1 protein-coding gene is annotated in these 938 nt (G+C 64.4%); it reads left to right on the top strand.

The genetic code is table 11. The features are described from left to right. The first annotated feature begins 161 nt into the window (after positions 1 to 161). The gene (locus QCE69_RS39305; RefSeq protein WP_309936151.1) at positions 162 to 707 is read left to right on the top strand and encodes a hypothetical protein; all 546 of its coding nucleotides are present in this window, start codon (positions 162 to 164) and stop codon (positions 705 to 707) included. Positions 708 to 938: the final 231 nt, after the last annotated feature.

Here is a 938-nt window from a genome sequence, read left to right as displayed (position 1 = left end):
TCCTTGCACGGACGTGCATCGTGTCCGACCGTTCAATGGCGGGCCGTAGTAGAGGGTGCAGAGCGATTTGGGTTCTTCGTCGCTCCGCCCAGTCAACTCTGCTATTGGCCCGTCTCCCTCTTCCATTGGGACGCGGGACCTCACCACAAGAGGGCGAACCCGTGAGCGTCAGAGACACCGCAATCCATTCCCGTCTTCCATCCGAACCACCGCCGTACGCGCGACTCCACGCCGGCCGGTTTGCGACGCCCGAGCGCGCCGCCTTCGCCGCGTGGCGGCGCCCCCTGCATTCGTTCGAGGGGCACTTCGTCGGGCACGTGAGCGCAATCGGCGCATTGCGCGCTGTATCGCGGCACGATCCTCTCCCGCTCTTGCGCTATGTGCAGGAGGCGCGCGGCTCGATCACGGTACATCGAGACTCGTTTCTCGACATCGTGCGCGTAGGCGGCAAGGTCGGACGACGCGCCGAACTGCTCGCGCCGCTCGCCGAAATCCTCGACACATCGGGCGCCCGCGCGCTTGAGAGCGACGTCATCGAATGCGCCGCTCAGGCACTCAGAGAGTGCTTTCTCGTGCTGCAGAGCGGACCGCGCATCGATTCCGTGCTCACGTACCTGAGTCAGCTGCAGGCGACGTGCTCAATCACGATCCACCACGCAAGCAAGCTGCGCAGGCTCATTGCGAACGAGGTCGCCGCGCTCGGCTGACCCGTTTTCGCCTCTCCGAAAAGCTCCTGTCCCGGGCTCCCGGGGGACGTGCCGTCGCGCCGCGAACTGACAACAGGCACGCCTTCGGTTTTGCGCCTCGCCCCGTGCGAGGCTTTTTTTTCAGATTTATCGGCCTACGCCGGGCAATTCGGAGCGCTGACAATACACGTGCTGCTTGCTTACGTTGCCATGCCTCGCGAGCCGGTTCCGCCGACTCCCTTTCTGCAAGAA

This window comes from Caballeronia sp. LZ032 (assembly GCF_031451315.1).
Taxonomy (GTDB): domain Bacteria; phylum Pseudomonadota; class Gammaproteobacteria; order Burkholderiales; family Burkholderiaceae; genus Caballeronia.
Note: the sequence above shows the minus strand (reverse complement) of the source record. Positions and strands in the feature narration are given on the sequence as shown.